Source organism: Amycolatopsis sp. WAC 04169, from assembly GCF_003947535.1.
Lineage (GTDB): Bacteria > Actinomycetota > Actinomycetes > Mycobacteriales > Pseudonocardiaceae > Amycolatopsis > Amycolatopsis keratiniphila.
On record NZ_QHJI01000015.1, the window covers coordinates 32,878 to 54,657 of the forward strand.

Annotated in this window: 24 protein-coding genes; 11 read left to right on the forward strand and 13 right to left on the reverse strand. The window is 69.0% G+C overall.

Features of this window, described 5'->3' with window-relative positions; all coding sequences use genetic code 11:
* Nucleotides 1–128: 128 nt before the first annotated feature.
* From DMC61_RS36440 to DMC61_RS36450, 3 genes are all read left to right on the forward strand, one after another.
* Nucleotides 129–953: a peptidoglycan-binding protein gene (locus tag DMC61_RS36440; protein ID WP_125695082.1), complete on the forward strand. Its 825-nt coding sequence runs from the start codon at nt 129–131 to the stop codon at nt 951–953.
* A 121-nt stretch (nt 954–1,074) separates the two neighbouring features.
* Nucleotides 1,075–1,698, forward strand: a complete 624-nt coding sequence (locus tag DMC61_RS36445; RefSeq protein WP_125695083.1) for a cyclodeaminase/cyclohydrolase family protein — start codon at nt 1,075–1,077, stop codon at nt 1,696–1,698.
* On the forward strand, nt 1,695–2,528 hold the full coding sequence (locus DMC61_RS36450) for a bifunctional 5,10-methylenetetrahydrofolate dehydrogenase/5,10-methenyltetrahydrofolate cyclohydrolase (protein ID WP_125695084.1): 834 nt from the start codon (nt 1,695–1,697) through the stop codon (nt 2,526–2,528). Before DMC61_RS36445 ends, DMC61_RS36450 begins: the two co-directional genes overlap by 4 nt.
* Before the next feature lie 182 nt (nt 2,529–2,710).
* Here the strand turns inward: DMC61_RS36450 and DMC61_RS36455 are convergent, their stop codons facing one another.
* The gene (locus tag DMC61_RS36455; RefSeq protein WP_125695085.1) at nt 2,711–3,283 is read right to left on the reverse strand and encodes a TetR/AcrR family transcriptional regulator; all 573 of its coding nucleotides are present in this window, start codon (nt 3,281–3,283) and stop codon (nt 2,711–2,713) included.
* Nucleotides 3,284–3,396: 113 nt separating this feature from the next.
* Between DMC61_RS36455 and DMC61_RS36460 the strand changes: the two genes are divergently transcribed.
* On the forward strand, nt 3,397–4,137 hold the full coding sequence (locus DMC61_RS36460) for a class I SAM-dependent methyltransferase (protein WP_125695218.1): 741 nt from the start codon (nt 3,397–3,399) through the stop codon (nt 4,135–4,137).
* A 44-nt stretch (nt 4,138–4,181) separates the two neighbouring features.
* On the opposite strand, the gene DMC61_RS41865 is transcribed toward DMC61_RS36460, so the two are convergent.
* From DMC61_RS41865 to DMC61_RS36480, 5 genes are all read right to left on the reverse strand, one after another.
* Complete coding sequence (locus DMC61_RS41865; RefSeq protein WP_233595065.1) at nt 4,182–4,865, reverse strand: right-handed parallel beta-helix repeat-containing protein; 684 nt, start codon at nt 4,863–4,865, stop codon at nt 4,182–4,184.
* Nucleotides 4,814–5,635 (reverse strand): cellulose binding domain-containing protein, encoded by an 822-nt coding sequence (locus tag DMC61_RS41870; protein WP_233595066.1) that lies wholly within the window; start codon nt 5,633–5,635, stop codon nt 4,814–4,816. The genes DMC61_RS41865 and DMC61_RS41870 overlap by 52 nt, the downstream gene beginning before the upstream one ends.
* Entirely contained in the window at nt 5,632–7,956 is a 2,325-nt protein-coding gene (locus DMC61_RS36470) for a cellulose binding domain-containing protein (RefSeq protein ID WP_233595067.1), read from the reverse strand. The genes DMC61_RS41870 and DMC61_RS36470 overlap by 4 nt, the downstream gene beginning before the upstream one ends.
* Before the next feature lie 99 nt (nt 7,957–8,055).
* Nucleotides 8,056–8,622 carry an NADPH-dependent FMN reductase gene (locus tag DMC61_RS36475; protein ID WP_233595068.1) on the reverse strand — a complete coding sequence of 189 codons (567 nt, stop codon included), beginning with the start codon at nt 8,620–8,622 and terminating at the stop codon, nt 8,056–8,058.
* Nucleotides 8,623–8,652: 30 nt separating this feature from the next.
* Nucleotides 8,653–9,840 carry an MFS transporter gene (locus tag DMC61_RS36480; protein ID WP_125695087.1) on the reverse strand — a complete coding sequence of 396 codons (1,188 nt, stop codon included), beginning with the start codon at nt 9,838–9,840 and terminating at the stop codon, nt 8,653–8,655.
* A 48-nt stretch (nt 9,841–9,888) separates the two neighbouring features.
* Here DMC61_RS36480 and DMC61_RS36485 point away from each other — a divergent pair, with 48 nt between their 5' ends.
* On the forward strand, nt 9,889–10,878 hold the full coding sequence (locus tag DMC61_RS36485; protein ID WP_125695088.1) for a DUF5937 family protein: 990 nt from the start codon (nt 9,889–9,891) through the stop codon (nt 10,876–10,878).
* Here the strand turns inward: DMC61_RS36485 and DMC61_RS36490 are convergent.
* Nucleotides 10,864–11,229 carry an RNA-binding S4 domain-containing protein gene (locus tag DMC61_RS36490; RefSeq protein ID WP_125695089.1) on the reverse strand — a complete coding sequence of 122 codons (366 nt, stop codon included), beginning with the start codon at nt 11,227–11,229 and terminating at the stop codon, nt 10,864–10,866. The two genes, DMC61_RS36485 and DMC61_RS36490, sit on opposite strands and share 15 nt — an antisense overlap.
* Before the next feature lie 173 nt (nt 11,230–11,402).
* Here DMC61_RS36490 and DMC61_RS36495 point away from each other — a divergent pair, with 173 nt between their 5' ends.
* Entirely contained in the window at nt 11,403–12,944 is a 1,542-nt protein-coding gene (locus tag DMC61_RS36495) for a GMC oxidoreductase (RefSeq protein WP_125695090.1), read from the forward strand.
* Between the two features lie 42 nt (nt 12,945–12,986).
* Here the strand turns inward: DMC61_RS36495 and DMC61_RS36500 are convergent, their stop codons facing one another.
* Both DMC61_RS36500 and DMC61_RS36505 read right to left on the reverse strand, forming a co-directional pair.
* Entirely contained in the window at nt 12,987–13,466 is a 480-nt protein-coding gene (locus DMC61_RS36500; RefSeq protein WP_125695091.1) for a carboxymuconolactone decarboxylase family protein, read from the reverse strand.
* A complete protein-coding gene (locus DMC61_RS36505) occupies nt 13,463–14,542 on the reverse strand; it encodes a dihydrodipicolinate reductase (protein ID WP_072027041.1) in 1,080 nt (359 codons plus the stop codon). Before DMC61_RS36505 ends, DMC61_RS36500 begins: the two co-directional genes overlap by 4 nt.
* Before the next feature lie 377 nt (nt 14,543–14,919).
* Between DMC61_RS36505 and DMC61_RS36510 the strand changes: the two genes are divergently transcribed.
* The 3 genes from DMC61_RS36510 (at nt 14,920) to DMC61_RS36520 (ending at nt 17,010) form a co-directional block, all read left to right on the forward strand.
* Nucleotides 14,920–16,077, forward strand: coding sequence for a Cmx/CmrA family chloramphenicol efflux MFS transporter (locus DMC61_RS36510; RefSeq protein WP_125695092.1), 1,158 nt, complete (start codon nt 14,920–14,922; stop codon nt 16,075–16,077).
* A complete protein-coding gene (locus tag DMC61_RS36515; RefSeq protein ID WP_125695093.1) occupies nt 16,068–16,664 on the forward strand; it encodes an SUMF1/EgtB/PvdO family nonheme iron enzyme in 597 nt (198 codons plus the stop codon). Before DMC61_RS36510 ends, DMC61_RS36515 begins: the two co-directional genes overlap by 10 nt.
* Before the next feature lie 82 nt (nt 16,665–16,746).
* The gene (locus DMC61_RS36520; protein WP_016334492.1) at nt 16,747–17,010 is read left to right on the forward strand and encodes an amphi-Trp domain-containing protein; all 264 of its coding nucleotides are present in this window, start codon (nt 16,747–16,749) and stop codon (nt 17,008–17,010) included.
* 145 nt (nt 17,011–17,155) lie between these two features.
* On the opposite strand, the gene DMC61_RS36525 is transcribed toward DMC61_RS36520, so the two are convergent.
* Nucleotides 17,156–17,881: an SDR family oxidoreductase gene (locus DMC61_RS36525; RefSeq protein ID WP_125695094.1), complete on the reverse strand. Its 726-nt coding sequence runs from the start codon at nt 17,879–17,881 to the stop codon at nt 17,156–17,158.
* A 92-nt stretch (nt 17,882–17,973) separates the two neighbouring features.
* Here DMC61_RS36525 and DMC61_RS36530 point away from each other — a divergent pair, with 92 nt between their 5' ends.
* Nucleotides 17,974–18,642 carry a TetR/AcrR family transcriptional regulator gene (locus DMC61_RS36530; RefSeq protein ID WP_125695095.1) on the forward strand — a complete coding sequence of 223 codons (669 nt, stop codon included), beginning with the start codon at nt 17,974–17,976 and terminating at the stop codon, nt 18,640–18,642.
* A 1-nt stretch (nt 18,643) separates the two neighbouring features.
* Here DMC61_RS36530 and DMC61_RS36535 read toward each other — a convergent pair whose 3' ends face one another.
* Both DMC61_RS36535 and DMC61_RS36540 read right to left on the reverse strand, forming a co-directional pair.
* The gene (locus DMC61_RS36535) at nt 18,644–19,492 is read right to left on the reverse strand and encodes a fructosamine kinase family protein (RefSeq protein ID WP_125695096.1); all 849 of its coding nucleotides are present in this window, start codon (nt 19,490–19,492) and stop codon (nt 18,644–18,646) included.
* A complete protein-coding gene (locus DMC61_RS36540; RefSeq protein WP_125695097.1) occupies nt 19,489–20,325 on the reverse strand; it encodes a helix-turn-helix domain-containing protein in 837 nt (278 codons plus the stop codon). Before DMC61_RS36540 ends, DMC61_RS36535 begins: the two co-directional genes overlap by 4 nt.
* A 57-nt stretch (nt 20,326–20,382) precedes the next feature.
* Here DMC61_RS36540 and DMC61_RS36545 point away from each other — a divergent pair, with 57 nt between their 5' ends.
* Entirely contained in the window at nt 20,383–21,246 is an 864-nt protein-coding gene (locus tag DMC61_RS36545; protein ID WP_125695098.1) for an alpha/beta fold hydrolase, read from the forward strand.
* On the opposite strand, the gene DMC61_RS36550 is transcribed toward DMC61_RS36545, so the two are convergent.
* Nucleotides 21,243–21,620 carry a hypothetical protein gene (locus DMC61_RS36550; RefSeq protein ID WP_063272543.1) on the reverse strand — a complete coding sequence of 126 codons (378 nt, stop codon included), beginning with the start codon at nt 21,618–21,620 and terminating at the stop codon, nt 21,243–21,245. The genes DMC61_RS36545 and DMC61_RS36550 overlap by 4 nt on opposite strands.
* Nucleotides 21,621–21,780: the final 160 nt, after the last annotated feature.

Sequence of the window (21,780 nt, forward strand, 5' to 3'; positions counted from 1 at the left end):
TCACCCCCGGTTTCGCCGGAGTGACACCCGACCGGGCGACAACGACCTGAGAAAGGTTCGTTTGTACGGCCCTTGTATTCCCGCTGCCCATGCTGCCCGGACAACCGGATCCGTTCAGGAGGCAGGAATTGTTGACCAAGGTAGCCGTGCTCGCGACAGCGACCGCGCTCTCCTTCGGCGTGGCCGCACCGGCCGGCGCCGAAGTGACCGCGTTGCCCGCGGCCAGCATGGAAGCGGTGCTCAAGGCCGCGCAGATCGACCCGCGCCGCGCCGACAGCGCGTTGACCCCCGGGGCCAAGGACAGTGTGCTGCTGGTGGAGCAGGCACTGGCCGCCAAGGGGCTGCTCGACCAGCAATACGTCGACGGCCACTTCGGCACCTCGACGATCACGGCGTACTCCAGCTACCAGAAGTCGCTGGGCTACACCGGGATCGACGCCTCGGGCCTGCCGGGGAAGACGTCGCTCGAGAAGCTGGGCGAGAACCGCTACACCGTCACCGCGGTGGTCTCGGCGGGTAGCCGCCTGACCTACCACGGCAAGACGATGAACACCCGGACCAAGGCGATGCTGGTGAAGGCCGAAGGTCTGCTCGGCAGGCAGCTCACCATCACGCAGGGCTCGTACAACCCCGGCGGCGTCGGTGCTTCGGCCGGGACGCACGACGGTGGCGGCGCGCTCGACATCGGCGTCGAGGGCATGTCCTCGACCACGCGGACAGATGTCGCGCGGAAGCTGCGCCAGGTGGGCTTCGCGGCTTGGGTCCGGACTCCGGCCCAGGGTTTCGCCTACCACATCCACGCCATCGCACTGTCCGATCCGGACCTGTCGTCCGGTGCGCAGCACCAGGCAGGCGACTACTACCTCGGCTACAACGGTCTCGCCGGCCGCGGTGCCGACGACGGCCCCGCCGTCACGCCGAAGCTCACTTGGGAGGAATACCTGCGCTCCTGAACACGCTTTCCGAAGGCCACCTTCACCGGCGTCGATCGTCGCGAAGGTGGCCTTCGGGCTGTCCGGGATCCCCCGGGTAGGCTTCGGCGCGACGGTGAAATCAGCGGGAAGGGAACATCGCGTGGAGGCTCAACCGGTCGGTCAGTGGCTCGAAGAGCTGGCATCGAAGGCCTCGACGCCCGGTGGTGGCGCGGGTGCCGCGATGAACGCCGCGGTCGGTGCCGCCCTGGTCTCCATGGTGTGCAACCTGACCATCGGCAAGCCGAAGTACGCCGAGCACGAGGCCACCATGACCGAGGCGCTGGCCAAGGCCGAAGACCTCCGTGCGCGCGCTCTCGGCCTCGCCGCCGACGACGCCGCCGCGTTCGACGCCGTGGTCGCCGCGTACAAGCTCCCCAAGGCCACCGACGAGGAGAAGCAGGCCCGCACGGCCGCGATCCAGGCCGCGCTGGTCGGCGCCGCCGAGGTGCCGCTGCGCACGGCCGCCCTCGCCGCCGAGGTCATCGACGTCGCCGCCTCGATCCTCGAAGGCGCCAACACCAATGTCATCTCCGACATCGCGGTCGCGGCCTCGTCCGCGAAGTCCGCGCTCGAATCGGGCGTGGTCAATGTCGAGGTCAACCTCGCGTCCATGGCGGACGAGCAGCTCCGCAAGGAGACCGAGGCCCGTCTCACCGAGTTCACCCCCGCGGCCGGGCGCGCCGACGCCCTGATCGCCCAGGTTCGCGAAAGGCTCGCCCGATGACCCTGATCAACGGGCGCGCGATCGCCGCCGCCATCACCGCCGAGGTCACCGAGACCGCCGCCAAGCTCCGCGAATCGGGCACCGCCCCGACGCTGGCCGTGCTCGTGCCGACCGACGACGACGCCACCGCCTGGTACGTACGCTCGATCGAGCGCGCCGCGAAGAAGGTCGGCGTCGACTGCCGGGTGGTCCAGCTCGAGAAGCCGACCGGCGCGGACGTCACCCGCGAGCTCGACAAGCTGTCCGCCGACCCGTCGGTGCACGGCATCATCTGCCAGACCCCGCTGCCCGAAGGCGTGACGCTCGACGACGTCGGCGCGCACATCGACCCGCGCAAGGACGTCGACGGCGCGAACCCGGTCAGCCTCGGCCGCCTCACCGCCGGCCTCCCGACCTACGCGCCCGCCACCGCCGCCGCGGTGCTGGAGATCCTGAAGCGCGAGCAGGTCGCCCTGTCCGGCGCCCAGGTCGCCGTCGTGGGCCGTTCGACGATCGTCGGCAAGCCCGCCGCGCTGCTGTTGCTCGGCGAGCACGCGACGGTGACCATCTGCCACTCCCGCACCAAGGATCTCGCGGCGGTCACCAAGGCCGCGGACGTCCTGGTCGTGGCCGTCGGCCGCGCGCACTTCATCGGCGCGGACCACGTCAAGCCCGGGGCCGTGGTGATCGACGTCGGCACGAACCCGACTCCCGAAGGCGGGCTCGTCGGCGACGTCGACCAGGCCGCGGTCGAGGAGATCGCCGGTTCGATCACGCCGGTCCCCGGTGGCGTCGGCCCCGTGACGACGTCGCTTCTGCTGCGGCACACCGTCACCGCCGCGCAGTCCTGATCCACTGAAGGAGGCGGCGAGTCCACTGAGGACTCGCCGCCTTTTCTTTCGGTATGGAGAAAGTGTCGCGGCGCGTGATCAGACTCCGCACTCGCGTGATTGAAGGCGGAACTCGCGTGATCAGAGGCGGAACTCGTGAGTTCCGGCTTCAATCACGCGAGATACGTCTCTGATCACGCGAGTCACGTCCCGATCACCGTCTCCACCACCTTCCGCACCTGTGCCGCTTCCGGCGCGGGCGCGGTGCGGTCCGCGTACAGCAGATGCGCGGCGCCGATGAGCGTGGCGGCCAAAGTCTCGACGTCGGCGTTCTCGGCGATCCGGCCCTGCTCCCGTTCCGCCTTGAGATAGCCGCCGATCATGACGGCGGCCTGGGTCAGCACCGGAACCCCGGCGGGCCATTCGCGACGTAGCCGCGCACGAAGCTCGTCGCGGAAGATCACGAGCGGGACGATCGCGACCGCGACCGACTCGAAGACCGCCGCGAGCGCCGTGGTGAGGTTGTCCACGACCGTCCCGGTGCCGACGGCGTCCCGCAGGCCCTTCTCGTCGAGCTTCTCGATCCGGTCCAGCACGAACTCGGCGAGGAAACCGTCGAAGTCGTCGAAATGCCGGTGCAGCACGCCTTTCGCGCAGTCCGCCTCCGTGGTCACCGCCCGGCTGGTGAGCCCGCTCGGGCCGTCCCTCAGCAGGACCCGCTCGGCGGCGTCGAACAACTGCGCGCGGACGGCGCGCAAAGCCACTCCTGTCGGCATCCGGCTCCCTTGCGTTGACGAGTGGGCAAGTGCCCACTTAAGGTGGGCGCATGCCCACTCTACCTTCGCGGCAGGAACCTCATCGCTATCGACAGGCCGCGGAATCCTTCGGCGTGGACGTCGAACGCTACGACCGGGCCCGCCCCGCCTATCCCCCGGAACTCGTCGGCCACCTCATCGCCGCCGCTCCCGGCCGCGAGACCCTCGATGTCGGCGTCGGCACCGGCATCGAAGCACGCCAGTTCCAAGCCGCGGGCTGTCGCGTGCTGGGCGTCGAGCCGGACGCGAGGATGGCCGAGTTCGCCCGGCGGAGCGGGATCAACGTCGAAGTCGCGAAGTTCGAGGATTGGGAACCCGCCGGACGCCGGTTCGACCTGCTCGTCTCCGGGCAGGCCTGGCATTGGGTCGACCCGGTGGCGGGCGCCGCCAAGGCCGCCGAAGTCCTACGGCCCGGTGGACTCTTCGCCGCGTTCTGGCACGTACCCGAACCGCCGGAAGAGGTCGCGGACGCCTTGGCGGAGGCTTACCGGCGGCTCGTGCCGGACGCCCCGATCGACCTCAAGAGCGTGCCGAAACAGCCCTCTGACCCGTACGGGCCACTCGTCGTGAAGGTCGCCGACGGTCTGCGCGAAGCGGGCGGGTTCGGCGAGCCGGAACGAAGCCGTTACGACTGGGACCGGGTCTACACCCGGGACGAATGGCTGGACCAGCTCCCGACGTTCGGCTCGCTGACCTGGGTCGAATCCACAGTGCGACAAGAGATCCTCGCTGAAGTCGGGGCGGCGATCGACAGGATGGGCGGCCGGTTCACCACGCGCTACGCCACCGTCGCGATCACCGCGGTCCGCGACTGACCCGCCGGTGACGGGAGCCGCGCCGCTCCCGTCACCGGCGTCCGTCAAGGCGTGACGGGGACGTTGGTCAGCCCGTTCACCGCCCTGGACACGGTGTTGGACGCGTAGACGACGTTCGGCCGTTCCGAGCACTTCGACGTCGACGTGATCTTGATGGCGTACTGGCCGACGCCGCCGAGATCGGACTTGTTGTCCCGCCACACGTTCCCGCAGCCATTCGGGAACGACGGCGTGGTACCGGGATTGTGCGTCTCGTAACCGTTCGCGAAGGTCCCCGGCGAGGCGAAGGTGCCGGTGTTCCCCTCGATGACGTATCCGAATCCCTTGACGTCGACCCAGGAATCGGCCGAGTTCTGCCCGGAAACCCCTTGACCGTCGAAGGTGTTGCCGCGGATCACGCCGCCCTCGGTGCCCTCCTTGACGTCGATGCCCTCCGCGGCCACGTACGGTCCGATGTGGTTGTTGAGCACCTGGATCTGGTCGCTTCGGTCGACCCCGCCGGAGTTCCCGTGGCAGGCCCAGTTCGAGTTCGCCGAGCCGAGGTAGACGCCCTCGCCGTAACCCGCCTGTACGAGCCCGGTGTGGCTGATCGTCGAATCACGGATGACGCTGTCGGCCGAGGAACGGCGGAAGTGCACGGCCTCCTCGTCGATCCGGTGCACCCGCACGCCTTCGATCACCGTGTGGTGCGAGTTGTCGGCGACGATGCCCTTCTTGGCTTCCTGCACGGTGAAGCCCTTGAGGTGCCAGTACGGCGCGCCATAGAGCCAGAACCCGTACCCGGAATCCCAGCCCGCCGTCGGAGCCGGACAGGAAGAGCCTCACCGGACGGGCCGTCGTTGATCAGGACCGCCGTCGACGGTCCGGTCACCGTGATCGGCGCCGCCGCCGTGCCCGGTTTCGTCGCGACGAACGAGCCCCGGTACGTTCCCGCGGCCAGCCGGATGGTCCGGCCGGGGCTCGCCGCGGCCAGCGCGGCCTGCAGTTCCGCCGCGGTGCCCACGTCGACGACGTCCCCGGACGGCACGCTGGTGGTGGTCGTCGGCGGCGAAGTGCTCGTGCTGGTCGGCGACGGCGGAGTGGTGGTCGTGGTCGGCGCCCCTCCCCCGCACGGGCTGCCGTTGATCGTGCACCCGCTCGGCAGGCCGAGGCCCGTGGTGTTGAAGCCGAAGGACGCCGTGCCGCCGGGTTTGATCGTGCCGTTGAAGGCGGCGTTGGTGACCTTGTAGTGCTGCCCGGTCCTGGTGAGCACCGAGCTCCACGACGTGGTGATCGCGGTGCCCTCGGGGAGATCGAACTCCATCGTCCACTGTGTACTGTTCGCGTCCCCCGCGTTGGTCAGCGTGTACTTCCCGCCGTATCCGCTGTCCCAGACCGAGCCTTGCGCGAACGTCGCGGTCAGGCTCGGCGCGGCGGCCTCTGCCGTGACGACGGCACCGAACAGTCCCGCCGCCGGCGCCGTGGCCGCGATCGCGGCGAGCAGTCGTTTCCTGGTCATTCCGTGCCTCCGCACTTCGTTCCGGCGATCGAGCAGGCGAACGGCAGTCCCTGGCCGGCGGCGTTGAAGCCGAACGTCGCCGTGCCGCCGGGTTTGACGCTCCCGTTGTGGGTGGCGTTCCCGAATCGGTAGTGCTGTCCGGTCCTGGTCAGCACCGAACTCCAGGAACCGGTGATCGTCGTCCCGGCGGGCAGGTCGAACTCGACGGCCCACGAGCCCACGGAGGCCGAACACGTGTTGCTGATCGTGAAGCCGGCGCCGTAGCCGCTGTCCCACACCGACTTGCGGATGAAGGTCGCGTTCAGGCAGGCACTGGGATTCTGCGTCGTCGTGGTGGACGTCGGTGTGGTCGTGGTCGGGCTTTGGCTGGTCGGGGACGACGGCGGAGTCCCGTCGACGGACTTCAGGAACAGCGACGACGAGGCGTCGGTCTTGGAGGCGTCCACCCCGTGCCCGCCGGTGTAGTCACGCTGCTCGTTCTTCGCCCAGTCGGCGATCGGGGTGCCGCCGATGTCGAGGTGCTTGTAGGCGGTGCCGTCCCACCCGAAGGAGTAGACGCGGTGCCGGTCGGCGTAGAAGTCGTTATACGGCCCGTTGTCCGCGAGCTGTTTGGTCATGGCGTTGTTGAAGAACACGTTGCGGTAGCCGGAGGCACCCGACCACTTGACGGCCTTCTTGCCCGCGCCCCACCAGATCGGGAACCAGTTCGAGTCGTCGGGACCGCCGCCGCCCTCCTCGCCGCAGTTGGCGCGGCAGTTCCCGGAACGGTGCGCGTACGGGACCTTGACCGTGTTGAGCTCGAAGAGGTTGTTGCGTTCCCAGCCGCCGTGGAGGTTCAGGTCGGAGTCGAACGAGTTGCCGATCACCACGTTGCCCGCGGCGGACCACTGGAAGGTGAAGTGCCGAAGCAGGGTCGAGGTGTTGCCCGCGTAGAGCGAATCCCAGACCCGGGAGCCGCGGAAGTAGCCGTTGCCGCCCTTGCCCTTGTTCCACGAACCGTTGAGTTCGTTGTCGACGATCTGGAGGTTCTTCGCCTCTTCGGTGACGATCGGGTGCGAACCGGTCATGTCCGCGCGGATACCGCGGACCCAGGAGTTCGCCGCCCACTTGAACACGATCCCGTGCATCTCCGCGGCGGGTGCCATGTTCCCGTAGTTGTTGTTCGCCTCCGCGGGGTTCAGGCCCGGCATGTCCTGGGTGAAGCCGAGGTTCTCGAATCCGACGCCGAGCACCGGGTCTACCAGCGGTGCCGCCTTCGAGTCGTAGGTGGCGCCGTCGATCGGGGCCGAACCGTCCGAAGTGGAGTTCACCGGGACGTCGTACTCGAGCGGTTTGTCGAGGGTGATCGTGCGTGCCGTGGTGTCGAGCGCCGCGATCGTGAAGATCTGCTGGCGCATGTGCATGTTCAGCAACGGGAACGTCGTCGGCGTCGCCTGCTGCTGCTCGTAGAACTTCTGCGAGTTGGCCGCCCGGATGTTGACCAGGTTCCCGGCGGCGAGGGCGGTCAGGGCACCGCTGCTCGCCAGGTGGACGACCTTCTCCCCCGTCCGCGCGGCGAACGCGGTGTCGCCCGGCTTGCCCCGCAGCTTCACCCCGGCCTTCCAGTGGACGTTGATCGTGCCCTCGAAGATGTCCTTGCGGTTCGCGGGCGCGGCGGCGTAGTCGCTCGCGTAGGACGTGTGCACTCCCCTTGACTGGACGCGGAACAGCCCGCGGCCCGGCCACAACCAGCCGCCCTTGCCCGCGCCCGAGGTCATCCCGTCCTCGTCCCAGTCGGAACCGTCCGGGGTGAGGGTGTCGTAAAGGGTGTTCGAGTCCGGCTTGTAGACGAACTTCGTGGCATCCTTGCCCGCGCCGCGCAGGATCAGGTAGTCGGCGTCGACGTGGATCTCGTGCGTGACGTCGAACCGGCCGGCCGGGAAGGTGATCGTGCTCAGCTTCGTGTAGCTCCCCGACGGCGAGCACGCGCTCTTGATCCCGTCGATCGCCGCCTGGATCCCGTTCGTGTCGTCGGCGCCGTCGTCGGGCTTGACGTTGTACTGGCTCGCCAGTTCGGCCGCGGTGACCTGGCAGGTGGCGTTCGGATTCACTTCGCCCGAGCCGGGTAGCGCGGCACCACCGCGATACCCGGCTTTGGACCAGTCGTAGAGGCCGGCGACCGGCGCGCGGCGATTGGCCGCGCCGAGGTCGAGGCCGGTCAGCGCGCCTGGCCCCGGCGCCGCGTCCGCCGTTGTGGGCGGTACCTGCAGGAGTGCGGCGGTGGCGACCACGGCGGCGACCGCCGGTAGGACGGCACGGCGAAGAGGACTTTTTCGGGACACCCGAAACCTCCGTGACGGACTGACGGAAGGTGTTGCGGCGTGTACACCCGGACCCCGCCTTTATAGTTCACGTCCCTGGCGTCCGTCAACGGATGTGAATCATGTCCATGTATGTGAACGGCTGAACGTCGAGATGTGGGTGTGGAAGGCCTCGAGATAGCGGCGGAGGAACGCTTCGGTTCCCTCGTCCGTCACCTTGCCGTTGTCCGTGATCAGCCCGTCGGTGTACCTGATGTAGGCCTCGGGCTGGCCCAGCACCGGGGAGTTGGTGAAGGACAGGATGCTCTTCAGGTGGTGCTGGGCGACCGCCGTGGAGATCAGTCCCGGCGACGCGCCGATCACCGCGGCGGGCTTCCCGTCGAGGGAGTTCGACCCCCACGGCCGGGTCGCCCAGTCGATCGCGTTCTTGAGCGCCCCCGGGATCGAGCGGTTGTACTCCGGCGTGACGAACAGGAGCGCGTCCGATCCCTCGATCGCCCGCTTCAGCTCCCGGGCCGCCGACGGGAAATCCGGGTCGAGGTCGTGGTCGTACAGCGGCAGGTCGCGGATCGGGATCTCGGTGAACCGCAAGTCCTGTGGCGCCAGTCCGGAGAGCGCTCCGGCCAGCCGCCGGTTGATCGAACCGCGCGACAAGCTTCCGACCACATAACCGACTTCGTAGGTCATGCTCATTGCCTTTCTCGTTGTCGAACCGAATCAGAGGAAGCGGGCCCGGCGCCGCACCGGGCCGCCCAGTGCCGCGGCACCGAGGGCCGCGGCCAGACCGACCAGACCGACGCCACCCCAAAGCGCGCCAGGCCCGAACGGCAGCAGGAAGGAGCCGAGTACCGGCGCGAGGACAGCGCCCACCGACCAGCTCATCCCCGAAAGCCCCGCGTACGTGCCTTGCAAAGCGGGCGGCGACAGGAGGGACACGATGGTCGGGATCGACCCCGCGACCGCGATCTCCCCCGCCGTCCAGATCACCACCGTGAACGCGAGCCCTTTCGCGTCGTGCACGAAAGCGGTCAGCGCGAACCCCACGGCCACGACCGCCGCCCCGGCCGCCAGCACCCGGTTGGGATCGAGCCGCGAGAGCCGGTTCCCGGCCAGCGGCTGCACGGCGACGATCAGGACGCCGTTGAGTGCCATGACCAGTCCGAAGTGGACACCGGTGATGCCCTGCCCGGCCATGGCGAGCGGCAGGGTCGTGAACGCCTGGGCGTACATGGCCCCGTAGGCCGTCGTCACGATGCTGAAGGCGAGCATCAACGGGTCCCGGAGCACGAGGCGCCACGCGCCGCTTTCCGCCGCCTCGGCCGGCCTCGATTCCGGCACCGCCCGCCACACGAGCACCGCGAACGCGATGGCGACGGCGGCGTTGACGCCGAACATCGCCGTCGCGCCGCGATCGGCGAACCAGCCGCCCGCCACCATCGCGACGGCGTAACCGAGGTTCACGCCCCAGAAGAGCAGGCCGTACGCCCGCGGCCGGACCGACGGCGGGACCAGGTCGGCCACCATGGCCTGCGACGCGGGGCGGTAGGCCTCGATGGTGAGCCCGAGCAGGAACGCCGTCACCGCCACGAGCGGGAACCCGGTCGCCGCGCCCATCAGGACCATCGACGCCGAGGTCGCGAGCATGCCGCCGGTCAAGGTCACCCGGCGGCCGAAGCGATCGGCGAGCCGGCCCGCCACCACGTGCGAGAGCACCGAGCCGACCCCGAACACGGCCATCACCGCGCCGGTCTCGCCGATGCCGAAGCCCTGCACGCGGGTCAGGTAGACGGACAGGAACGGCTGCACCATCGCACCGGCGCGGTTGACGAGGACGCCCAGCCACAACATCCAGAACGGACGCGGAAGCGAGAGCGGCCCGGCGGCCGGAGGGGTGAGGGTGATCATGCGGACCATCGTTGACCGGGGGTACCGGAGCCGATAAAAGTTTTAGTTGTGGCTGAATCCTCGTGGGCGGAGTTCGACTTCACCTCCAGCGACCTCGCCCGGCTGCGCTTCGCGTTCTCCCCCGCTTCCGAGGCGATCGCGAGCCTGCGGCTCCTGCAGGATCCCGGGCGGCACGCGGTACACCTGCCCTGGATCCGCGCCGTCCGGCCGCTGCTGCGCGAACTCGACCTGCGCCTGCTCTTCGCGCTGGTCCCGCCCGGTGCCTACTTCGCGGACTTCCTGACACCGCCACCGGCCAGCCCGGTCCCCGAGATCGATGCCGAGCTCGACTGGATCGCCCGCGCCGACCTCGACGAAGCCGTCGCGGAAGCCTCCCGGGTGCCCGCCGCCGCGAGCGACGTCGTGCAGCGGTTCCTCGCCGACCCCGCCGCCGGGGTCGTGCGGGCGGCCGACGAGCTCCGGCTCTACTGGGACACGGCACTGGCGAGATTCTGGCCGCAGATCCGGGGCCTGTTCGAAGCGGAGATCGTCCGGCGCTCGCGCCAACTGGCCCGCGACGGGGCCGGGGCACTGTTCAACGATCTGCACCCGAACATCTCCTGGGACGACGGGCGGCTGAAGGTGCGCACCCGCGCGTGGAATCGCCGCGGGCCGCTCGGCGGAGACGGCCTCATCCTGATCCCCAGCGTCTTCCACTGGCCCGACACCGCGGTGATGGCCGAGCCGTACCAGCCGATCCTCGTCTACCCCGCGCCCGGGGTCGCCACCGTGTGGGCACACGACATCGTCCCGACCACCGGCGCCCTCGACGCCCTGATCGGACGGACCCGCGCCCGCGTCCTCGTGGCCCTCTCAGAGAGCGTGACGACGACCGCCCTGGGCCGACGGCTGTCGATGGCGCCCGGCGCGGTCAGCCAGCACCTGAAGGTCCTGCACGACAATGGGCTGATCACCCGGCATCGCAGCGGACGAGAGGTCTTCTACGCGCGCTCTGCACTCGGCGACACCTTGTGCGCCAACGGGTCAGCGCTCTCCTGAACGGAACCGATCGAGCACGCGGCGTTCCCGTTTCGTCGGACGCCCCGCGCCCCGCTCCCGCCGAGCGACCGGCACGGCGGCCTCGGGCGGCGGCGCCGGCGTCCGGTCGATGAAACAGGTGGCCGCGTCGGCGGCACCGACCCGCTTCTGGATCACCCGCGTCACTTCCAGGATCCGCGTCGTGTCGTGCACCCGCGCACGGACCTCGTCACCCGCCACGACGGTGGTCGCGGGTTTGGCCGGTTTGCCGCTCACGCGGACATGGCCGCCACGGCATGCCGCTGCGGCGTCCGGACGCGTCTTGGTCAGCCGGACGGCCCACAGCCAGCGATCAACTCGAGTGGACTCCACAGCAGTACATAGTGGCCTATCGATCGTCTTTATTGCCACTCGGTATAGACGCAGGTATAACTTGTTCTAAATCCCTCAACGGTGAGGAAGATCACGTGAGCGACGAAACCATGCGGAGAAGCGCTTCCGGACAGTTATCCCGCCGCCTCTTTATTGCTGGAACTGGTTCTATCTTGGGGGCCGCTGCCCTCGGCGGGACCGCTTCCGCGAAAAGTTCGATCGCCGACGCCGCCCGTATCCCCGCGCTCGTCGTCGGTTCCGGATACGGCGGCTGTGTCGCCGCGCTCCGGCTCGCCGAAGCGGGTGTCGACGTCCACCTCGTCGAACTCGGCATGGCGTGGGACACCCCTGGCACGGACGGCAAGATCTTCGCCAACACCACCAAGCCCGACTATCGCTCCTTCTGGCTGCGGACGAGGACCAAGCAGCCGCTGAGCAACTTCCTCGGCTTCCCGCTCGACAAGGACGTCCCGCGCCACACCGGGATCCTCGACGCCGAAGAGTTCGGTGGCATCACCGTCTACCAGGGCCGCGGTGTCGGCGGCGGCTCACTGGTGAACGGCGGGATGGCCGTCACGCCGAAGCGCGAGAACTTCGGGTCCGTCCTGCCCACGGTCAACGCGGACGAGATGTACGGCGTCTACTACCCGCGCGCCAACGCCGGTCTCGGCGTCGCCACCATCGACCCGGACTGGTTCGAGACCGCCGAGTGCTACCAGTACGCGCGAGTCGGCCGGAAACACGCCCAGCGGTCCGGTTTCCCGTTCCTGTTCGTCCCGGACGTGTACGACTGGGACTACATGAAGAAGGAACAGGCGGGCACCGTGCCCAGGTCCGCGCTGGCAGGGGAGATCCTCTACGGCAACAACGCGGGCAAGAAGTCGTTGCAGCAGACCTATCTCCCGCGGATCAAGGCGACAGGGCGGGTGACGATCTCGGCGCTGCATCGCGTCACGTCGGTCACGCCCGCGTCCGGTGGCGGCTACACCGTGGCGATGGAGCAACTCGATACGAGCGGCACCGTGACGGCGACGAAGGCGGTCACCGCGGACAAGGTGTTCTTCGCGGCCGGCAGCGTCGGCACGAGCAAGCTGCTGGTCAAGCTCAAGGCGACCGGCGCCCTGCCCAACCTCAGCAACGAGGTCGGAAAAGGCTGGGGCGACAACGGAAACGTCATGTGCGGCCGCGCGAACCACATGTGGGACGCCACCGGTGCGCTGCAGTCGTCCATCCCCACCGCGGGGATCGACAATTGGGCGGCGGGTGGTGCATTCGCCGAGGTCGCGCCGCTGCCGACCGGCATCGAGACCTACGCCTCGTTCTACCTGTCGATCACCAAGAACCCCAACCGCGCGACGTTCTCCTGGAACCCGAGCGCGAACAAGGTCGACCTGAACTGGCAGACCGCCTGGAAACAGCCGTCGATCGAGATGGCGAAGACGATCTTCGACAAGATCAACGCGAAAGAGGGCACGATCTACCGGACCGACCTCTTCGGCACGTACAAGATCTGGGGTGACCATCTCACCTACCACCCGCTCGGCGGCGCGGTGCTCGGCAAGGCGACCGACAATTACGGCAGGCTCCACGGCTATCCGGGCCTTTACGTGATCGACGGCGCGTTGATCCCGGGTAATACCTCGGTGAATCCGTTCGTCACCATTACCGCGCTCGCGGAAAGGAACATCGAAAAGATCGTCGCCACCGATCTGTGACGACGATCCGAAATAGGCCGGGGCCGCCACCCCGGCCTATTCTCACAGCTTCGGAAGAACGCAGACGGTGTCGATGCCCAAAACGTGGTTCAGCCGTCCGAAGGCGAGCCACGAACCGATGCTCATGCTCAGTTCGACGATCTCCTTCTGGCTGTAGTGCTCGGCCATCCGTTTCCAGAATTCGTCGTCGATGCCGTGGTGGTCGAGCGCGTAGCGTTCGGCGTACTCGGCGGCCAGGCGGGTCCGGTCGTCGAACGCGTCGGTGGTGCGCCACTCGGTCACCGCGTCGGCGAACTCCTCCTCGACCTTCACCCCGTCGCGTTCGGTCCGCCAGTCCAGGCAGAAGACGCAGCCGTTGATCTGCGCGATCCGCAGCCGGGCCGCCTCGAACTCGCGGAGCCCCAGCGTGGTGTGCGAGTACACGGCGAGCGAGAGATTCGATGCCGCGACACCGATCCCGGGCACCATCTCGCCCCATACGTAGCCGATCGGGTCCTTGCCCTCGGGAATGTCGATGTTCATCGCGCGCTCCTTCCTAGCTTGCCGGTGGCCGGTCGCAACGGGACGTCGAGTGCGTCGTAGAGGCCCGGTTTGGCGTCCACGAGCCAGTCGATGGCGCCGACCAGCCTGCCGACCGCGGTCGCGTTGCCGCCGGCGGACCGGTTCTCGCCCTCGTCGGTGGCCTCGACCGAAACCTCGATCCTGGGACGGCCTTCGATGATCACCTTGTGCGCCCCGTCGCCGCTGGGCGGCATCGGCCAGTCCGGCGCGCACGAGGCGTGGATCCGGGTGACGTGCTCGACGACGATGCGTGGTTCGCCGTCCACGATCCCCTGCACCTCGAACCGGACAGCGCCCTGCGTGCCCGCCTCGAACTCGCCCATCGCCCGCGTGGTCACGGTTTCCTCGAGCGGGCGGCGGTCGAGCGTCTCGCGGATCTCGTCCAGTTCGACGCCGAGGCCGCGGGCGATGAGCCGCACCTGCCCGCCCCACACCATCGTGGGTACCGACGGGGCCAGCATCGGCGGCTGATAGTCCATCGGCTGCCCCATCCCGACCAGATAGCGGACGGAATCCGGCTGGTCGTAGGTGGAGTAGTCGAAGATCTCCTGGCAGCGGACCGCGTCCACGGTGGTACCGAGCCCGCTGATCAGCAACGGCAGGATGTCGTTGCCCCAGCCGGGATCCACGCCGGAGACGAACAGCGAGCCGCCGCCCTCCGCGATCGCGGCGAGCACCGGCTCACGCAGTTCGTCCGGCGCGTTTCGCTGGTCGTACAGCGCGTAGAGCGCGGGCGTCACCACCACCGCCCCGGCCCGGACCGCGCGGACGATGTCGGCCAGCGCTTCGGCGGGCCGGATGTCGCCGGACGCCGCGTACACCACCGCCCGTGGACCCGCCGCCAGGACCGTTTCGACGTCGTCGGTCGCCGCCACACCCAGTTCGCCGTCGATCCCCGCGAGCGCGGCCGCGTCACGGCCGACCTTCGCGGGATCGTGCACGAGTACCCCGGTGAGTTCCAGCGCCGGATGCGCGTCGACGGCCCGGATGGAGGCACGGCCGATGTTGCCCGTACCCCAGACAACCGTGGGAATCATGAAGTCGAGGTTAACCGAATCCGAGTTCGGTTCCCAGTACCGAAACAATCACGAAAACCGCAGGTCAGAGTGCATTACTCGGGTTCATTCGAGTGGGCAACGAAAGCGTTCCGGTACGCGGAACGAGCGTCGTTTTCCCGGTGCCGGCAATACCCGTTGGACCGTTCGCGCGGTGTCTGTGTAGTGTGCGCTCCTGTGACGAGCCCCGAAGCGAACAGAATCCCGCCGCCGGTCATCCGGCGGCGAGTCGTCGTGTCCGGCCGTTAGGCATCGGCCTGCTCGCTTCCCGGTGACCGGAGCGCTGTTCCGTGCGTCCGGCCGGGTTCCTCCTGTCCAGCGCACGGCTCCTCCTGTTCACTTTTCTTGGGAGTCGTCCGTTGCCCCTGTTCGTCTATGTCCTCGGCCTTGCCGTTTTCGCGCAAGGCACCTCCGAATTCATGGCTTCCGGCCTCGTCCCGGGGATCGCCGGTGAGTTGTCCGTCCCGGTGGGCGCGGCCGCCGCGCTGACGTCGGCCTATGCCGTCGGAATGATCTTCGGCGCCCCCGCGATGGCCGTACTCAGCGCGCGCTGGCCCCGACGGCGAGCGCTGGCCGGTTTTCTGACCGCCTTCGTCGTCGTCCACGTCATCGGCGCCGTCACGACGAGCTTCCCGGTGCTGTTCGGCACCCGGATCGTCGCGGCGGTGGTCAACGCCGGCTTCCTCGCCGTGGCGATGCCGGTCGCGGTCGCGCTGGCACCACAAGGGAAACAAGCGCGGGCGACCGCGATCCTGTTGTCGGGTATCACGCTGTCGTGTGTCGCCGGAGTGCCCGCGGGGGCCGTTCTCGGTGATCTCGCGGGCTGGCGTTCCGCGTTCTGGGCGGTCGCCGCGCTCTGCCTTCCCGCGCTGGTGCTGGTGTTCCGTTCGGCACCGGCCGACGCGGCGAGCCCGTCCGAAGTCTCGATCAGGCGCGAGATGCGCGAGCTGAAATCCCCTTCCGTGCGGCAGGCGATGCTCCTCGGCGCGTTGGTCAACGGCGCGACCTTCACGACGTTCGCCTTTCTCGCCGTCATCGCGACGGACGTCGCCAATCTTCCCGCCGAAGCGGTTTCCGGCCTGCTGGCGGCGTTCGGCGTCGGCGCGTTCCTCGGTGTCACGGTGGCGGGCCGCAAGGGGAACGGCGAACTCCGGCGCGGTCTGGTCCTCGGGTTGTGCGCCCTGCCGGTCGGCTGGGCGGCGCTGGCCATGACCGGCACGCAGCCGGTCCCGTTGTTCGTACTGGCGACCGTCCAAGGTGGACTGTCGTTCGGCTGCGGTTCCGCGCTCATCGCGCGGGTCATGCACGTGGCTCCCGGAGCCCCGGCCCTGGGTGGTTCGTTCGCGACGGTCGCGTTCAACGTCGGCGCGTTCGTGGGACCGGTGCTCGCCGGTTTCGTCACGGAGTCGACCGGTGACTACCGGGACGCCGTCTGGATCAGCGCGGCGATCGCCGTCGTCGCGCTTCCGCTCGCCCTGTGGCGGGGCTGGGTAACATCGGCCGGACCATGGAAATGATCACCGTCCCGGCGGGCCCGGCGAGGCTGACGGACCGGCGGACGCAGCGGAGCTGGACCGTCGACGTCGCGTCCTTCCTTCTCGCCTCCGTTCCGGTCACCCAGGAGACCGGGAGGCTTCCTCTCGTCGACGTCTCTTGGCAGGACGCCCTCCGGTTCTGTAACACGCTGTCCGAGCGCGAGGGGCTGACTCCCGTCTATGAGCCGGAATCCTCGACGTGGGACCGGTCCGCGAACGGCTACCGCCTGCCCACCGAAGCGGAATGGGAACACGCCTGCCGCGCCGGCACGACCGGTCCCCGCTACGGGCCGCTCGACGAGATCGCTTGGTACCGCGAGAACTCGGCGGGATCCCTGCACGACGTCGGCGGGAAGGCGCCCAACGCGTGGGGCCTGCACGACATGCTCGGCAACGTCTGGGAGTGGTGCTGGGACGTGTACGACGCCGAGGTGTACGGCGAGTACCGCGTCCTGAAGGGCGGTGGCTGGTTCGACGAGCACTGGAGCTGCCGGGCCTCGGTGCGGCGGCGCAGTCACCCGACCTTCCGGGTCGACGACGTCGGCTTCCGCGTCGCCAGGTCACTGTGACCCCGGCCTCTCATGCGAGTCGATCACCCGATTGAATGACGCCAGGACACCCGGCCAGGGTGTCGGACCTCTGGAGGAAACCGTGACCGGAACCGCTCCCCGAGACGTCGAACGCGTCTACTCCACCGCCGACGTCGTCGCGAAACTGCGCCGGCTCGCCGACGCGCTCGAGTCCGAGACCTCGTTCCGCATCCAGATCGCCGGGGAACGGTTCCGCGTCCCCGCCCGCGCGCAGTTCTCGATCGAGCACGAGCGCGGCGACGGTGAGGAAGAGGTCGAGTTCCAGCTGAAGTGGAAGATCGAAGAGACCGATTCGGACGACGACGCCGAAGGCACCGTCGTCTGATCCTTCCGTCCACAAAGGACAGGTAAGGAAGCCCGGGCGTCGGCGGCGCAACCTCCGCCGACGTTGCGAAAGCCACTTTCGCAACCTTCAGCGTTGCGAAAGTGGCTTTCGCAACCCGCCCCTTCGCCTTACCAAGCGGGCGGCCTCAAACGATGCCGCCGTTCGCGCGAAGCACCTGCCCGTTGACCCATCGCGCCGGACCGGCGAGGAACGAGACGACCTCGGCGATGTCGGACGGGGTGCCGAGGCGTTCGAGCGGGGGCTGCGCCGCCATGCTCGCGATGGTCGCCTCGTCCTTGCCGTCGAGGAACAGCGCCGTCGCGGTCGGGCCGGGGGCGACCGCGTTCACGGTGATGTCGCGGCCGCGCAGTTCGCGGGCGAGGACCAGGGTGACAGCCTCGACCGCACCCTTCGTGGCGGCATAGGCCGCATATCCCGGCAGGGCGAGGCCGAGCACGGACGTGGAAAAGTTGATGATCGCGCCGCCGTCGCGCACGCGGCGGGCGGCCTGCTGGTCGACCACGAAGGTGCCGCGGATGTTGGTGCGGTGCAGCCGGTCCAGCCGGTCGAGATCCAGTTCGGCGACCGGCGCGAGATACATGATGCCCGCCGCGTGGACCACGACGTCGACCCCGCCGAAAGTCTTCTCCGCGGCGTCGAACACGGCCTCCACGGCTTGCTCGTCGGCGACGTCGGCCTGGGCCGCGATCGCCTGGCCGCCATTGGCGGTGATCGCGTCGACCGCGGCCTGCGCCTCGTCCTTATTGCCGCCGTACACGACGACGACCGCGAACCCGTCCGACGCGAGCCGCTCGGCGGACTCCCTGCCGATGCCCCGCGACCCACCGGTGACGATCGCTACGCGTGCCATGACATGCTCCCATCAGGCGTTTCCGTTGGTAACGAAATCACCGTATCACCGATATCGAACCGGTGCTACCGCCTGAGTGTTATCGTCGATACATGACGACGAAAGACCGGTTGATCCGCGCGGCGGCCGAGCTTCTGCGGGAGGGCGGGCGCGAGGCGTTGTCGACGCGTGCGGTCAGCGCCGCCGCCGGAGTGCAGGCACCGACGCTCTACCGGACCTTCGGCGACAAGGACGGCCTGCTCGACGCCGTCGCCGCGTATGGCTTCAAGAGCTACCTGGAGGGAAAACACGCCCTCGGCGAGACCGACGACCCGGTGGGCGACCTGCGGCGAGGCTGGGACCTGCACGTCGAATTCGGGCTGCAGCAGCCGGCCTTCTACATGCTCATGTACGGCGAGCCCCGCGTCCGCGAAGCCCGCCGCGAGGCGGACGCGATCCTCCGCCGGATCGTCGGACGCATCGCCGAGGCCGGCAGGCTGCGCGTCCCGGTCGAACAGGCCGCGCAACTGGTGCACGCGACCGGGATGGGCGTGATCCTCTCCTTCCTCTCCAGCCCGCCCGGGCAACGCGACCCGGACCTCATCGTCGCCGCGCGCGAACACGTCATCGCGACCATCACCACCGACAGCACGGACAAGGCGTCGGACATCCCCAGCCGTGCGATCGCGCTCAAAGCCGCGCTGGAGAAGGAACCTGGAGACGCGCTGACCGCGGCCGAGCACGCCATGCTCGCCGAATGGCTCGACCGCCTCGCCCGGTGACCTACCGGCCGACAGCCTTCGCCGCCGCGACCGCCTGCCCGGCGTAAGACCGTCCGAAAAGGACGGTGTGGACCAGGAGCGGGAACAACTGGTGCGCGCCGATCCGGTCGGTCCAGCCGTCGGCGAGCGGAGCGACCTCCTGGTAGGCGGCGAGCACCCGGTCCAGCAACGGGCAGCCGAACAACTGCAGCATGGCGAGATCGGTTTCGCGATGGCCGCCGTGCGCCGCCGGATCGATGAGCGAGGCTTCGACGGGTCCCCACAGCACATTGCCGTTCCACAGATCGCCGTGCAGACGCGCCGGAGGTTCGGTCACCTCCGGGAGTCGCGCGCAGGCGCGCTCGATGACGGCGGCCTCGTCAGCGGTCAACGTGCCCTCGTCGACGGCGCGGCGGACATAGGGCAGGACCCGGTGCTCGGCGTACCACCGCGGCCAGTCCTCCCCCGGCGTGTTCTTCATCGGGGCCAGACCGATCCACGCGTCGACCGGCCCGTCCGGCGGAGCCGCGCCGAACGCGGGCGCGCCCGCCGCGTGCAGTGCCGCGAGCCCTCGCCCCAACCGCTCCGCCGCGTGATGCGTCGGGCGTCCTCCGCCGACCAGGTCCGTGACCAGCCACTCGTCGTCGTGACCGCGAACCTCGGGCACCCGCACGGCGCCGGGCTCCCCCAGCCATCGCAGGCCCGCTGCCTCCGCGGGTGTCGCGTTCCGCGCATGGCCCCGTTTGACGACCACCGTGTCGCCGCTGTCCAGCACCACTTCGGTGACTCCGCTGGAGAGGCTTCTCTGCTCGGAAACCGAGCGTCCGGTGATCCTCGTGGCAGCCTCGGCAGGCGGCGAAACCTGGGTCATGTCCGCAACCTACCTCCGATCGGGTGAACGAACAGCCCCGCCGGTTTCCCGACCTCGGTCGGGCTGCATCCGGTCAACGCCCGGAACTCACGGACGAGATGCGCCTGATCGCTGTAGCCGCCCAGGTGCGCGACCTCGGCCCACGACAGGGACGACGCCCTGTCCAGCAGTCTCAGTACGCGATTGAGCCGCGCGATCCGCCCGGCCGTGCGGGGATTCAGCCCGATCTGCTCGCGAAACCGGGCGTTGAGATGTTGCCTGCTCCAGCCGATCTCGTCGGCGAGGGCGTCGACACGGACCGGGCCCGCCGAAAGCCGGTCCCACGCGTGCCGGACCGGAGCCGCCAGCACGGGGCCGCGAGCCAGCTTCGCCGCGAGATAGTCGTCCAGCAGCCGGAATCGCTCCGGCCAGTCCGCCGCCTCGGCCAGGCGTTCGATCAACGGCCCGGCCGTCAGCAACTCGGACGCCGCGACCACGGAATTCGTCAGTTCCCGCAACGGAATCCCGAACAACGCGTACGAACCGAGCGGGGTTAGGGTGACGATGATCCCGCGCGAAGCCCCGGCCTGTTCGACGCGCAACGGCCGGTCCCGCAGCCCCAGCACCGGCGTATCGGGGATCCCGGCACCGCGGACCGGAGCGTCGAGGTCGATCACCCAGGTGAGCACGGACAACGGCGTGATCTGCCAGGAGTACGCGCCCGCGTCGGGAAGATCGTGCGCCACGTAGCTCGCCACATGGGCGGCCAGCGCGGGATGCGGCCACCTGAGCATCCGTTCGCCGGGCGCACGGGTGATGTCCCGCCGCGGCACCACGAGACCCCACCCGCCCATGCCTCCACTTTACTTTCGTTCAAGACCGGGCCCGTGGCTCCGCCTAACGTTCGGCGCATGCGGAAAATCGGGGGGTTCAGAAATCCGGCGGCCGAGAAGCGCTACTTCGCCGCCTATGACCGAGCCATGGCCGAGTGCCCGGAGCCGGGTGCGGTCTTCGACGTCGAAACGCGTCACGGCACCACACGGGTCTACCGCTACGGCGACGGCGGCACGCCGATCGCCCTCCTGCCGGGACTCATGGCCACCTCAGCCTGTTTCGCGGCGCTGATCCCCGCCTTGGCCGAGCGGCACACGGTCTACGCGATCGACACTCTCGGCGAAGCGGGCCGCAGCGTGCACAAGGTCCCATTCGAAGACCTTCGTGACCGCGCGAGCGCCCTCGACGCCGTCTTCGAGAGCCTCGAATTGACGGACGTCCATCTCGTGGGCGGTTCGACCGGCGGCTGGCACGCGGTCAACCAGGCCATCCACGCGCCCGGCAGACTCGCATCCATCGGCTTGCTCGACGCCACCACCGTCTCGGCACCGTTCTCCCGGCGCGTGTTCTGGTACGGCCTCCCCGCGGCCGTGCTCGACAGCGATCGCCTGTGGCGGCGGTTCACGGCGTGGTCCGCCGGGGAGGACGTCCTCGACCAGCCCGCCGCCCGGCTCGTTCTCGCCGGGATCCGGTGCTATCGCGCCCGGGTTCCGTTCCAGGTCTGCCCGAGCGAGGCGGCGCTACGGTCCATCGAAGTGCCCACGCTCGCCCTGTTCGGCGGGCGCAGTGTCGTGCACGATCCGGTCGCCGCCGCCGCACGACTCGAAAGCCTGCTTCCCCATGCCGACGTCGAGATCCTCCCGGACGCCGGGCACTACCTCTATCTACGCCCGCAGGATCGCGACCGGATCATCGAGCGCGTCCTCGCGTGGGCAGGCTAGGCGGCCAGCGCACGGGAACGGCGGCGCGCGGCGGCCAGGCTGGCCCGGCACGCGGCGATCAGCCGGGCGGAGGCGGCGCTTTCGCCGTGGCCGCACCGAGGGCAGAACATCGTGACGTCACCGGACAGTTCGTCGATGGAGACGGTCAACGCGGTCGCGCACGAACGGCACCAGCGATGTCGTGTGACGGGATTGACGTGCAGCGGCGAGGCCACGCACTGGTGGATCCAGCGGCCGTGCACGTGGCAGGTCAGGCGGTCGTCCGGGGACAGGCGGCCGACGTCTTCCGCGTCGTCCTCCATCGCCAGCAGAACCGGCAAGGTGCGGCTCACCGGGTTCAGCCGCGTGGTCGAGGCCAGTGTCGTGGTGTTCATCGCTTTCTCCTTCCGGCTCTTATCAAGACGTCGAACGGGCGGCGCCAGATACGACACGGCCGGGCATCTTTTCCCGAAGAGCTCCCCCTCGCGGGTGAATTGATCTTGGCCGAATCCGAACCGTTACCCCATTCGGGTTAATGGCGCGTATCTTTCGGAT

Excerpts from the sequence above, each read along its gene's own strand:
- DMC61_RS36515 (WP_125695093.1), top strand. The coding sequence starts at position 16,068 with ATGGAAATGATCACCGTCCCGGCGGGCCCGGCGAGGCTGACGGACCGG.
- DMC61_RS36455 (WP_125695085.1), bottom strand. The coding sequence starts at position 3,283 with ATGCCGACAGGAGTGGCTTTGCGCGCCGTCCGCGCGCAGTTGTTCGAC.
- DMC61_RS36500 (WP_125695091.1), bottom strand. The coding sequence starts at position 13,466 with ATGAACATCGACATTCCCGAGGGCAAGGACCCGATCGGCTACGTATGG.
- DMC61_RS36505 (WP_072027041.1), bottom strand. The coding sequence starts at position 14,542 with ATGATTCCCACGGTTGTCTGGGGTACGGGCAACATCGGCCGTGCCTCC.
- DMC61_RS36545 (WP_125695098.1), top strand. The coding sequence starts at position 20,383 with ATGCGGAAAATCGGGGGGTTCAGAAATCCGGCGGCCGAGAAGCGCTAC.
- DMC61_RS36475 (WP_233595068.1), bottom strand. The coding sequence starts at position 8,622 with ATGACCTACGAAGTCGGTTATGTGGTCGGAAGCTTGTCGCGCGGTTCG.
- DMC61_RS36450 (WP_125695084.1), top strand. The coding sequence starts at position 1,695 with ATGACCCTGATCAACGGGCGCGCGATCGCCGCCGCCATCACCGCCGAG.
- DMC61_RS36525 (WP_125695094.1), bottom strand. The coding sequence starts at position 17,881 with ATGGCACGCGTAGCGATCGTCACCGGTGGGTCGCGGGGCATCGGCAGG.
- DMC61_RS36535 (WP_125695096.1), bottom strand. The coding sequence starts at position 19,492 with ATGACCCAGGTTTCGCCGCCTGCCGAGGCTGCCACGAGGATCACCGGA.
- DMC61_RS41870 (WP_233595066.1), bottom strand. The coding sequence starts at position 5,635 with ATGACCAGGAAACGACTGCTCGCCGCGATCGCGGCCACGGCGCCGGCG.
- DMC61_RS36550 (WP_063272543.1), bottom strand. The coding sequence starts at position 21,620 with ATGAACACCACGACACTGGCCTCGACCACGCGGCTGAACCCGGTGAGC.
- DMC61_RS36530 (WP_125695095.1), top strand. The coding sequence starts at position 17,974 with ATGACGACGAAAGACCGGTTGATCCGCGCGGCGGCCGAGCTTCTGCGG.
- DMC61_RS36540 (WP_125695097.1), bottom strand. The coding sequence starts at position 20,325 with ATGGGCGGGTGGGGTCTCGTGGTGCCGCGGCGGGACATCACCCGTGCG.
- DMC61_RS36480 (WP_125695087.1), bottom strand. The coding sequence starts at position 9,840 with ATGATCACCCTCACCCCTCCGGCCGCCGGGCCGCTCTCGCTTCCGCGT.